The sequence below is a fragment of the Pedobacter sp. UBA4863 genome, assembly GCF_002399615.1.
Classification (GTDB): Bacteria; Bacteroidota; Bacteroidia; order Sphingobacteriales; family Sphingobacteriaceae; genus Pedobacter.
Genome location: NZ_DHDZ01000025.1, coordinates 38,454 through 49,283 on the forward strand (window position 1 = coordinate 38,454; position 10,830 = coordinate 49,283).

Consider the following 10,830-nt stretch of genomic DNA (forward strand, 5'->3'; position numbering starts at 1 on the left):
TATCATTTTTAAACAGTTTCCTAATTTAAGATGTATAAAGTTGGTAGTTTTCTAGAGAAAGATGTTGCTAAGCTAGTTGCTTTTATGCAGGCTCATCCGTTTGCGGTATTAATAGGGACCCACCAAAATGTTCCATTTGCTACGCAAGTTCCTTTGCAAATTAAAAAAGATGGAGATACGGTTAAGTTAATTGGGCATGTGATGAGAAAAACCGACCATCACTATGCCTTTATGGCTAATGAAAATGTATTGGCACTGTTTCATGGCGCACATGCCTATGTAAGCGCTTCGGTTTATGAAAATCCGGCCTCGGCATCTACATGGAATTATAGTTCGGTACAAGCAAAAGGAAAAATTAAGTTGCTGGGCAATGAAGAAACCATGATTGCTATTAAAGAACTAACCGAACAATACGAAACAAAAGATAGTCCAGCGGCATTTCATCAAATGTCAGCTAAATACATCAATCAACATTTAAAAGCCATTGTAGGTTTCGAAATTACGTTAACTTCTTTGGAAGGCGTTTTTAAACTGAGCCAAAACCATTCGCGTACCAATAGAGAAAGTATTGTTCAGCATCTTTCGCAAAGCGATGATAGGCAAGCGCAAGAAGTGGCTAAACAGATGAAAGGGGATTTGTAATTTTTCTCTACGGATAAGTGCAAGTCTATACCAAAGCTGTTTGCATGTTGGTTTTTTTGACTTTTAGAAGCTGTTTAAAATGGATAACTATTTTACATTGCGTTTGGCGAGGACCCCACAAACGTTGCCCCACCTGCAGAGGACGGCGCCCCGCCGTCCATACATATTTATTAGATAAATTTTAAACAGGCTCTCAACAGTTTCTTAACTTGTTTAGCATTCTGGCAAGCTAATAGGGATATTTGTTGCAAGGCCGCCGTCTGAAGTTTCTTTATATTTTGAATTCATATCCAAAGCAGTTTCCCACATGGTATTTACCACAGCATCTAAGCTTACTTTTGCTTTGTCAGGATTGCTTTGCAATGCTAGTTGACTGGCGGTAATGGCCTTAATGGCACCCATGGTATTGCGTTCTATACAAGGAATTTGTACCAAGCCGCCAATTGGATCGCAGGTTAGGCCTAAATGGTGTTCCATGGCAATTTCTGCGGCCATTAATACCTGACGTTGCGAACCGCCCAAACACTCGGTTAAAGCTGCTGCGGCCATTGCCGATGATACGCCAATTTCTGCCTGACAACCGCCCATAGCAGCCGAAATAGTGGCTCCTTTTTTGAAAATACTGCCTATTTCGCTGGCGCAAGCTATAAATTGGATAATTTTATCTTCCGTATAGCCATCGCAAAAAGTAATAAAATATTGTAATACCGCCGGAATTACACCCGCTGCACCATTGGTAGGTGCGGTTACTACACGCCCAAAAGCGGCATTTTCTTCGTTAACCGCCAATGCAAAGCAACTTACCCAATCTAAAATATAGTTAAAGTCGGTGCCCCCGTTGCGGATAGCCTTAGTCCAGCTATCATAATCGGTATAGGTTTGGTCGCCTATTAAACGCTGATTTAATTTGGCAGCTCTACGGGCCACATCTAATCCGCCAGGTAAAAAACCGGCAGTATGGCAACCTCTATAGATACATTCTTTGATCACTTGGTAATGTTGTAGGATGCCTTTCCTGGTTTCGGCTTCTGGTCGCCAAGCGGCTTCGTTTTCCATTACAATTTCGCTCACTTTTAAGCCGGTGGTTAAGCACCAGTGCAAAAGTTCACTGGCTTTTTCTACCGGAAATGGGAGTTCAACCTGTTCTTTCTCTGAGCTATCTTGTCCTTCTTTTACCACAAAACCACCACCTATGCTGTAATAAGTTTCAGAAACGGCTTTTCCGTTATTTAAAAATGCTTGAAAGGTAACTGCATTGGGATGAAAAGGTAAGCTTTCGGTAAACAAGAAAATTAAATCGTCTGGGTAAGAAAAGTTAATTTCTAAATGCCCTGCAAGCATTAGTTTTTGCGCTGTTTTAATTTGAGCTATTGTGCTGTCAATCGCGTTTACATCAAAAGTAACGGGGTCGCCGCCAGCCAAGCCTAATAAAATAGCAATATCGGTACCGTGTCCCTTGCCTGTTTTAGCTAAAGAGCCATACAGCAGAATTTTTACTTGTTCTACATTATTTAGCACACCCTGTGACGCTAAGCTATTGGTGAATTGTTGTGCTGCTCGCCAAGGGCCAAGCGTATGTGAGCTAGAAGGACCAATTCCTATTTTAAAGATATCGAAAACCGAGATTTGTTCATTTGGCATGTACAAAACTACGATTGTTTTTAGATACTTTCTAAATCATATTACGTGTAATCTTACCTTTAATAATATATAGTGATACGATGTCTTTTTTATTAATGATGGTATCGCCTCTATAGTTAGGATTTGATGACCTTAGTATAATTTTCTCTGTATTTTGATGTTCGTGCAAAATTTTGATGCCCTTGATGTTGTTGGCTTGTTCATTTGCCATAATCATATAAGCTTCGCCCCATTGAATAATATCTAAATTTTTAATCTCTTTAACAGCAATGATATCTCCAGAGGCATACTTAGGGTACATGCTATCTCCATATACGGGTAAATAAGCGGCACAATCGTTAAATGGGCGATAATTGACAAAGTACTCTGGTTTGTCTTCCATCGCCAACAGGTTGCTGGTATCTGCTTGGTTAAGATCGAGGTTATAATATGGGATTCTAATGGCGGTTTCTTGTATGTCTTCTTCAAAGTCCAGCAAACTTGTTTCGTTTTTTGGGGGCGAAAAGCCTGGATGGTATTGGTTCCCGAAGCCTGTTAATACCCAATTCATATTTGCGTTCTTAAACTTATTGGCAAAATCTACCAAAATATCGGCCGATGGCTTTGCCTTATCGCTGCGTTCTAGCCTATAAAGTTTCTCTGGACTTTTGTAGCCTAGGTGTTTAGAGAGGTCGTTTACATTTTTATAGCCAGCTTCGGTGGCTATTGCAAGCATTCTTTCAAATATGTTAGAATATAATTTCAAAATTATTTGTATTTAATCAAACTTGTTTGTAAATTAGTTTGTGCGTTTAGCCTTGTATGGCTAATATAAAGAAATAACCTTTATGCTTTTATTATAATATTTTATCTTATGAAAAATCTAAAGCGAATTTACGAGGAAAAATTTAAGCAGGCGGTATTAAAAAGTGACCCATTTGATCTTGAAAAAATCGTACACCCTTATCAGATTTTGGTGAGTTTTTTTGATGCCGGTAATATTCAAAGCCATCTAATTGTATTAAAGGAACTGTATAAAAATGCTACAAGGAAAGGAAGTTTGAAAAAAGAGCCTCATAGTATCATGTATAATCATAAGCTGTTTTCTGAACTTTTGAATGCCACTTGGGTAATTTATAAAACAAAGGTAAAGCGCAAGGATATTCCATTTCATATGGCAGATGTTGTGATGCCCGGAGGTGCTTTATCTAATTGTACTTTGCAGAAATATTTAATGGATGATGAAATAAGTAATCCTTATTTGGGCTTTTATCATTGTTATAAGGATTTTTCTTTGAGCTGCTATCAGCGTAACCTGTACCATTGGTTTTGGTTTGCATCAAGTACGAAAGATTTTTTGGGGAAAGATAAAGACACTAAAAAGATATATAGGAATTTTTATAAAATACTTATTTGTAGTTGGTCAATTTACAAAATGGAGCTTTTGAATGAAAATAAGTCGTAAACCAAAATAATACTGTTATGCAAAATAAAATAACTTCTAATTTAATGTTGCGCTATGCAACCGCTTATAAAAAGGCAAGGGTAAAGACATTAATTTTTGATAATTATGAAGATCCTTTTATGGTGTTTCGAGATTTTTTTAGTTCATCTGATATTGAAAATCACTTAGCTATGCTAAAAAGAATGTACAAACATGCTTCAGTGAATAGGAGGTTCAAAAAACATCCGGCAGATATTGTTTTGTACTATGAAATTTTTACCAATTTGTTAAACGCTACTTGGATTATTTTTAAGACAAACATTAGGTTTAAGGATTTAGAGGCTAAAGAAAAGTATTTAGGCATTGGTACTGGAGGCGAACTTTCTAATGAAAGTCTAACCAAATATCTCGCCGAGGGAGAAATTGAAGATGCTTATAGGGGGTTCTATAACGCATTTGCGCATATTTCACTTACAGAATATCACCGCAGGCTAAATAATTGGTATAAATTGAGTTTATGTGGTGATGACCATGACGATGAAGATAAGCTAGGTAGGAAAATTTATAAAATGCTGAAGAAGCTTATGGTTTGCAGTTGGCTGATTTATGAAAGAGAAATACTGCAATCGGAAGCGGTGTTAGTTAAGCCATAGGAAATAATTTTAATGATATAAACCATACTGCTATGCAAGAAGCTACCATGATGTATAGTGCTGCACAAAATGCACCCACTGGTTACCATTTTAATGAATTTACTAAAGTGAATTTTGAGGGTGTAATTAATTTTCTTAAGCAGACGGTTCCCATAGGTTCTATATATAACCTCAGCAGAAACCCCCAAAGCTTAGATTTAATGGTTGTACTAGAAAAATCTTGCGGTGAGGCATTAGCTAATTTCGAAGATTTGGTAGATATTGCTTTTTTGGGCTACCCCAATAGTGTTTGTACATTGCATAGCTATGGAGGGTTAAACCAACAGTTGCTTAGTGGAAGTTTGTTTTATAGCTGGGCCTGTAACGATGAAAATATTGTTTACCGAAAAAGCAATGCCGAAACTTTAGCTAAAACAAGTGTAGAGACTTATCTTGCTAAGAAATCTTATTATAATAGGCTGTTTAAGATAGAAATGATAAAGGCGTGTTCTTTTTTAGACGGAGCAACTCATTTTATGGCGCTAAACCGTTTTGAGTTAGCAGTTTTTATGCTACAACAAGCTGTTGAATTAACCTACCGATGTTTTTTGAACTTGATGCGGGGAAAAGATATTAAGTGCCATGAGCTTTACGTGCTACGCCGAAATATCAAGCGTTTTGCACCCACGCTTATCGGTGTTTTTTCTGATAATGAGGAGGAAGAACTCCATTATCTTGATGTTTTAGGGAAAGGCTATTGCGATGCTAGGTATAATCGGGAATATAAGATAGGGAAGGACCGGGTAATTTTTTTACATCAGAAAGTGAAGGCTCTACATAGCAGGTCGTTTGAATTATTTGCCAGCATGATGCTAAAATTAGATAAGTATATTGACAAATATGAATAGCACCCATTAAAAATCGAACTCCAAAATATCTTCGTCCTTTAACATGGCTTCTACAAACTCATGGTGTTTTTTAGGGCTGCCCACAGCAGTCCAAACACCGGTAATAATACCATTCGCTAATTGATGGTGTCCTCTTTCGGCTTTTAGTTTGTGTTGTTTAAAGATAAGTTCGTAATTGTCTAAATCTTTATTTTCGTACATTTTCACTACGCGATAGGTACGTTTGGTAAAACGGCGTTCGGCAATGTTCTCTACATATGGGAATACCATTAACGAAATAACCACTACAATAGTTACGCCGGTAGCTTGAATAAAATAGCCCGAACCTACTGCCATGCCAATAGCTGCAACAATCCAAATTACGCAGGCGGTAGTTAAACCTTTTACGCGGTTTTCTTCTTTAAAAATTACTCCCGCCCCCAAAAAGCCAATACCTGTTACAATATTTGCCGCAATACGATCATGGCTGCTAGCATCGCCAATTTTAATTGATAATACCGTAAATAAAGCCGAGCCTAAACCAATCATGATCATGGTTTTTAAGCCAGCAGATTTGCTACGATACTCGCGTTCGGCACCAATAATGCCGCAAAGTAAAATGGTAATTAAAAATTTATTTACTTCGGCCGCTGTTAAAAACTTGTTGTTGTCGCCTAAAATTTCCCACATCTTATAAATGTAGAAAGTAAAAAGGTAAAAGCGAAAAGTTTTTTAGGCAGACTAGAAATAACGACTAAGAATACAAAATTGTTTGTTAGTTTAAGCTGGGGCTTTGGTATTATTTCATGAACTAGCTGTTTTTTGTGGGCGATTCCGGATGTTTAAGGAGGATTACAAATCTCTTGATAAGGCGTTCGATATTACAAATGTCGAACAGCACAAAAAAACCTCTCAAAACATTATGTTTTGAGAGGTTCGGATGCTTGCAGTAGGCTGTTTTATTTCTCTTATAATTTATTCACATAAGAAGTGATATAATTAGCTCTTTTTCTTAGGTAAGTTTTAAGGTCTTTTTTAATTTCTGGAAAATTACTTGCAAATGGAGCCCATTCTGTATCATAATGCCACCTATCAGCTTTCCAACGCTCAAGGTCTTTGGTTTGAGATACCCTAATAGAAGCAGCATATTGTTCAATATATTTCAATAACTCATCGAAATTATTGTTTTTGTAATTGGTCCAAGTAGATTTGTATAGGTTTTTAACCTCTGGGTCGTTTAAAAACCTGCTGAAAAATACTACACCTTTATTGGTATCTCCAGATTTTAAAAGAGGATTGTCTGTGCTATATGTAAAGTACTTGCGATTACCATCATCTAAACCAAAACCCCAATCAAAATCCCAAACAGGCCCCAGGGTGTATTTACCTCCTTTTGCTTTGTGCATATAAACACTTTTAGGGTGTTTTATTTCTAGATTTGCTGTTAGGTTATAAACAATAAGGTAGTTTACTAATTGTTGCTTGTCAAAATAGTTTCCGTAATTATTATTTGGGAAATCTGATCTTTTGAGCAACGCTTCAAAATCCAAAAATTCTTGCTTAATGGTATTAAACTGCTCTTGAGTTTCTATGTCTGGAGATTTAACCATTACTGGCAAACTGTACCCAGTAGAAATAAATTGCCAATCTTCATCATAATTTGTATCCAATTCCAATAGCACACCATCTTTACCAATATTTACTCTTCCGTCTTTTACTTCTATTTGTTGGGTAAGCGTATAGTTGCCAGCGTATTTGCCGTTAATGGTTACATCAACAGGTATAATTGTATTGGTATAAGGCATGCCTAATTGCTGTCCAATTTTCATGGCCACGGCATTGGTCATAAATGTATAATCTTGCCAATTAGCTAATAATACCCAATCTTTTGCAGATTTTAACCCTAGTACCGAAGCAGCAGCATCCAATTTAATGCGGTAAGGTTTTTTTGGCTTATTCCAGGTGCTGTTACCACGACCTTTTATGCGCATTGTACTTGCTACAAGATCAGCATTTACGGCATTGCCCTTAATATGTACAGTGCCATTAATATAGTCATCTTTACTCACTATTTCTGCGTTCTCTGCTGTTTCGATATAAATATGAGGAATAACCGCTGAAACACTTTCGTCTAATTGGGCTTGTTCTATAATAATTTCCTCTTCTGGTTCTGAGACTGTTGGAGTTTTCTTACATGAATAAGTAGCTAATACAATAAAAGATAGAAGAAGGTTAAGTTTAAATTTCATTTCGATTTTAATTAAAAATGGGGCATGTGAATCATGGGGATGCTACTCAACACATTGAGTTTGTATTTCCCCTGTTTTATAATTGGATTTTTAAATGGATTTGCTTCTAAAAGGTTTGATTAGCGTTTTTAGATTAGTTTAAAGGGTTGTTTTATCATATTAGACAACTATTGAACCATAAAAAGAGATAAAACAAAAAATCCCTCAAAACTTTCGCCTTGAGGGATTTTTTTATAAGGTTAAAGACTAAATGAGAAAGCTTAAAGCTTATCCAAATTGCTTTAGTCTTTTAGCTTTGACCTTTTCGCTATTTATTACATCATGCCGCCCATGCCGCCGCCCATTGGTGGGTGTGCATGACCTGCGTCTGCTGCTTCTGGCTCATCTGCTAAAACAACTTCTGTAGTTAACAACATTGCTGCAATTGAAGCTGCGTTTTCTAATGCTACACGAGATACTTTAGTTGGGTCTATTACACCAGCACCAATTAAGTTCTCATAAACATCTGTACGTGCATTGTAACCGAAATCGGCTTTGCCTTCTTTTACTTTTTGTACTACGATAGAACCTTCGATACCTGCGTTTTCACAGATTTGACGCAATGGTTCTTCGATAGCACGTTTAACGATAGCGATACCAGTAGTTTCGTCTTCGTTAGCACCTTTTAGGTTGGCTAAAGCTTCTACCGCACGGATGAAAGCAACACCACCACCAGCAACGATACCTTCTTCTACAGCAGCACGTGTAGCGTGTAGAGCATCGTCAACACGGTCTTTTTTCTCTTTCATCTCTACTTCCGAAGCAGCGCCTACGTAAAGTACAGCTACACCGCCAGAAAGTTTAGCTAAACGCTCTTGTAACTTTTCTTTATCGTAATCAGAAGTAGTTGTCTCAATTTGAGCTTTAATTTGGCCCACACGAGCTTTAATGTCTTCTGTTTTACCAGCACCGTTAATTACGGTAGTGTTGTCTTTGTCGATTACTACTTTTTCTGCAGTACCTAAGTAAGAAAGATCTGCATTTTCTAATTTATAACCTCTTTCTTCAGAAATTACTGTACCGCCAGTTAAGATAGCGATGTCTTCTAACATTGCTTTTCTTCTGTCGCCAAAGCCTGGAGCTTTAACAGCAGCCACTTTTAGCGAGCCACGGATTTTGTTTACTACCAAAGTAGCTAGTGCTTCGCCATCTAGGTCTTCAGCAATAATTAAAAGTGGTTTACCAGTTTGTACTGTTTTTTCCAATACTGGCAACAATTCTTTCATGTTGCTGATTTTTTTGTCGTAGATCAAGATGAAAGGAGTATCTAACTCGGCTTCCATTTTATCAGCGTTGGTTACAAAGTATGGAGAAAGATAACCTCTATCGAATTGCATACCTTCAACAGTTTTTACTTCTGTTTCAGTACCTTTTGCTTCTTCAACTGTAATTACACCATCTTTACCCACTTTTTGCATGGCTTCTGCAATTAACGAACCGATCACCTCGTCGTTGTTAGCAGAAATTGAAGCTACTTGTTTAATTTTGTTGTTGTCTTCGCCTACGGTTTGCGATTGAGTTTTTAGGTTCTCTACCACTGCTGTAACCGCTTTGTCGATACCGCGTTTCAAATCCATTGGATTTGCACCAGCAGCAACGTTTTTAATACCCGCAGTAACAATTGCCTGCGCCAATACGGTAGCAGTAGTTGTTCCATCGCCTGCAATATCAGCAGTTTTAGAAGCTACTTCTTTTACCATTTGCGCACCCATGTTTTCAATGGGGTCTTTCAAATCGATTTCTTTAGCTACCGAAACACCGTCTTTAGTGATTGCCGGAGAACCAAATTTTTTATCGATAATTACATTACGTCCTTTTGGACCTAAAGTTACTTTTACTGCGTTTGCTAGCGTGTCAACACCTTTTTTCAGTGCGTCGCGAGCCTCAACGTTATATCTTACTTGTTTTGCCATTGCTTAATTTTGTTTGAAAGTTTTAATGTTTTAAAGTTGAAAGGTTTTTCAACTACTAATCAATTAACATTGCAACATTTTAACGTTACAACATTTCAATTTTTTATCCAATTACCGCGTAAATATCAGCTTCACGCATAATTAAATACTCTTTTCCTTCGTGAGATACTTCTGTACCGGCAAATTTGCCGTAAAGTACCGTGTCTCCAACTTTTACAGTCATTGGTTCATCTTTTTTACCAGCGCCAACCGCAAGTATTGTACCTTGTTGAGGTTTTTCTTTTGCAGTATCAGGAATATAGATGCCTGAAGCTGTTTTTTCTTCAGCAGGAGCAGCTTCTACTACGATTCTGTCTCCAATAGGTTTTAAATTTAAAGCCATAACTCTAATAATATTATTTTGATTTTAAAATGTTTAAATTAACAGTAAACCCATTATCAGTTTTTATGCCAATAGGTTTTGTGCCGACAAATTTGCACAGCTTGTCAGTTGGGCTAAAGTTAAGCGTATTTTTTGGTGTCAGACTGACAGAGTGAATAACGAAAATAACGTAGAAATTTCAGATTTTAGCAGCGCAATTGCAGCAGCATCTATTTGCGGAAAGTCCCGCCATCCGCTTTATCCCGATGAATCGGGATGCTCGCCGCTGTCGGGGCTATTTAACAACAGACTTACGAAGTTTATCAGTCTTCGTAAGTCTTTGGTGGTGCAAGGGCTCTTCGCAGTTTACAGCGCTTGAAACTCTATTGTAGGTTTTCGTTTGGAGTTTAATAAATGAATTAAAATGCTTCGATACTGGTGCTGCATTACAAATGTCTAACAGTAATATTAGGCCTGAATCAAAAAAGCTTCACCATGAAAGTGAAGCCTTTTAATTATGTTCTGCTTAGTGCTTTTTAAATGTAGATTCGTATTTGTAATTATGGGTTGCTCCGTTTATTGTTTCTGTGTCTTCGTCAATAAGTACAAACTCGCTTTTCGAATTCCATCTTAAAGTATTGACTTCTTTGTCACCATCTTTATCAATAATGGTAATAGAATTGTCGGTAGCTGTAAAAGTACCTTCGCCATCTAATTTGCCATCTTCGTAAACCTTATATCTATTTTCTTCAAACACAATGTAAAGATCGCCACATCATAAGTGTGAGAATATTCAGACGTAACAGTACCATTTACACGTGTTACATCAAGGTCTTTAGCTAAATCCCACCTTCCCTTTAATTTGTCTTCTGAGTCTTTTTTACATGCAGTTAAAGTTGTAACTGCAACAAATAAAATTAGTAATACTTTTTTCATGCTTGTTCGTTTTTTACGCAAAGGTATATTGTAGCAAAATGACAGGCAATACCTAAAAATAGGTAATTTGATAGTTTTAAAAAGAAAAGGGGCTGTCTCAAAAGTAG

Annotated in this window: 12 protein-coding genes; 4 read left to right on the forward strand and 8 right to left on the reverse strand. The window is 37.1% G+C overall.

What is annotated here, in order from left to right:
- The first annotated feature begins 30 nt into the window (after positions 1-30).
- Entirely contained in the window at positions 31-642 is a 612-nt protein-coding gene (locus B3I52_RS04200; RefSeq protein WP_293299173.1) for an FMN-binding negative transcriptional regulator, read from the forward strand.
- Positions 643-855: 213 nt separating this feature from the next.
- Here the strand turns inward: B3I52_RS04200 and B3I52_RS04205 are convergent, their stop codons facing one another.
- Positions 856-2,283, reverse strand: a complete 1,428-nt coding sequence (locus B3I52_RS04205; RefSeq protein ID WP_293299176.1) for an L-serine ammonia-lyase — start codon at positions 2,281-2,283, stop codon at positions 856-858.
- A gap of 31 nt (positions 2,284-2,314) precedes the next feature.
- Entirely contained in the window at positions 2,315-2,998 is a 684-nt protein-coding gene (locus tag B3I52_RS04210; RefSeq protein WP_293299177.1) for a S24 family peptidase, read from the reverse strand.
- 138 nt (positions 2,999-3,136) lie between these two features.
- Between B3I52_RS04210 and B3I52_RS04215 the strand changes: the two genes are divergently transcribed.
- Genes B3I52_RS04215 through B3I52_RS04225 form a run of 3 tightly spaced genes read left to right on the forward strand, consistent with a single transcriptional unit; the run spans position 3,137 to position 5,246 of the window.
- A complete protein-coding gene (locus tag B3I52_RS04215) occupies positions 3,137-3,727 on the forward strand; it encodes a hypothetical protein (RefSeq protein ID WP_293299178.1) in 591 nt (196 codons plus the stop codon).
- Positions 3,728-3,744: 17 nt separating this feature from the next.
- Positions 3,745-4,359 carry a hypothetical protein gene (locus B3I52_RS04220; protein WP_293299180.1) on the forward strand — a complete coding sequence of 205 codons (615 nt, stop codon included), beginning with the start codon at positions 3,745-3,747 and terminating at the stop codon, positions 4,357-4,359.
- Positions 4,360-4,391: 32 nt separating this feature from the next.
- Positions 4,392-5,246, forward strand: coding sequence for a HEPN domain-containing protein (locus B3I52_RS04225; protein ID WP_293299182.1), 855 nt, complete (start codon positions 4,392-4,394; stop codon positions 5,244-5,246).
- Positions 5,247-5,252: 6 nt separating this feature from the next.
- On the opposite strand, the gene B3I52_RS04230 is transcribed toward B3I52_RS04225, so the two are convergent.
- The 6 genes from B3I52_RS04230 to B3I52_RS04255 all read right to left on the reverse strand — a co-directional run bounded on the left by B3I52_RS04230 (position 5,253) and on the right by B3I52_RS04255 (position 10,723).
- Complete coding sequence (locus tag B3I52_RS04230; RefSeq protein ID WP_293299184.1) at positions 5,253-5,915, reverse strand: MgtC/SapB family protein; 663 nt, start codon at positions 5,913-5,915, stop codon at positions 5,253-5,255.
- 278 nt (positions 5,916-6,193) lie between these two features.
- Complete coding sequence (locus B3I52_RS04235; RefSeq protein ID WP_293299186.1) at positions 6,194-7,474, reverse strand: CotH kinase family protein; 1,281 nt, start codon at positions 7,472-7,474, stop codon at positions 6,194-6,196.
- 314 nt (positions 7,475-7,788) lie between these two features.
- The gene (groL, locus tag B3I52_RS04240) at positions 7,789-9,426 is read right to left on the reverse strand and encodes a chaperonin GroEL (RefSeq protein WP_293299188.1); all 1,638 of its coding nucleotides are present in this window, start codon (positions 9,424-9,426) and stop codon (positions 7,789-7,791) included.
- Between the two features lie 103 nt (positions 9,427-9,529).
- Positions 9,530-9,808, reverse strand: coding sequence for a co-chaperone GroES (locus tag B3I52_RS04245; protein ID WP_293299190.1), 279 nt, complete (start codon positions 9,806-9,808; stop codon positions 9,530-9,532).
- A gap of 505 nt (positions 9,809-10,313) precedes the next feature.
- Positions 10,314-10,544: a hypothetical protein gene (locus B3I52_RS04250; protein ID WP_293299192.1), complete on the reverse strand. Its 231-nt coding sequence runs from the start codon at positions 10,542-10,544 to the stop codon at positions 10,314-10,316.
- Positions 10,499-10,723 (reverse strand): hypothetical protein, encoded by a 225-nt coding sequence (locus B3I52_RS04255; protein ID WP_293299193.1) that lies wholly within the window; start codon positions 10,721-10,723, stop codon positions 10,499-10,501. The genes B3I52_RS04250 and B3I52_RS04255 overlap by 46 nt, the downstream gene beginning before the upstream one ends.
- Positions 10,724-10,830: the final 107 nt, after the last annotated feature.

Coding starts and splice junctions, on each gene's coding strand:
- B3I52_RS04220 (WP_293299180.1), top strand. CDS start 3,745: ATGCAAAATAAAATAACTTCTAATTTAATGTTGCGCTATGCAACCGCT.
- B3I52_RS04235 (WP_293299186.1), bottom strand. CDS start 7,474: ATGAAATTTAAACTTAACCTTCTTCTATCTTTTATTGTATTAGCTACT.
- B3I52_RS04225 (WP_293299182.1), top strand. CDS start 4,392: ATGCAAGAAGCTACCATGATGTATAGTGCTGCACAAAATGCACCCACT.
- B3I52_RS04210 (WP_293299177.1), bottom strand. CDS start 2,998: ATGCTTGCAATAGCCACCGAAGCTGGCTATAAAAATGTAAACGACCTC.
- groL (WP_293299188.1), bottom strand. CDS start 9,426: ATGGCAAAACAAGTAAGATATAACGTTGAGGCTCGCGACGCACTGAAA.
- B3I52_RS04230 (WP_293299184.1), bottom strand. CDS start 5,915: ATGTGGGAAATTTTAGGCGACAACAACAAGTTTTTAACAGCGGCCGAA.
- B3I52_RS04245 (WP_293299190.1), bottom strand. CDS start 9,808: ATGGCTTTAAATTTAAAACCTATTGGAGACAGAATCGTAGTAGAAGCT.
- B3I52_RS04205 (WP_293299176.1), bottom strand. CDS start 2,283: ATGCCAAATGAACAAATCTCGGTTTTCGATATCTTTAAAATAGGAATT.
- B3I52_RS04215 (WP_293299178.1), top strand. CDS start 3,137: ATGAAAAATCTAAAGCGAATTTACGAGGAAAAATTTAAGCAGGCGGTA.
- B3I52_RS04255 (WP_293299193.1), bottom strand. CDS start 10,723: ATGAAAAAAGTATTACTAATTTTATTTGTTGCAGTTACAACTTTAACT.
- B3I52_RS04200 (WP_293299173.1), top strand. CDS start 31: ATGTATAAAGTTGGTAGTTTTCTAGAGAAAGATGTTGCTAAGCTAGTT.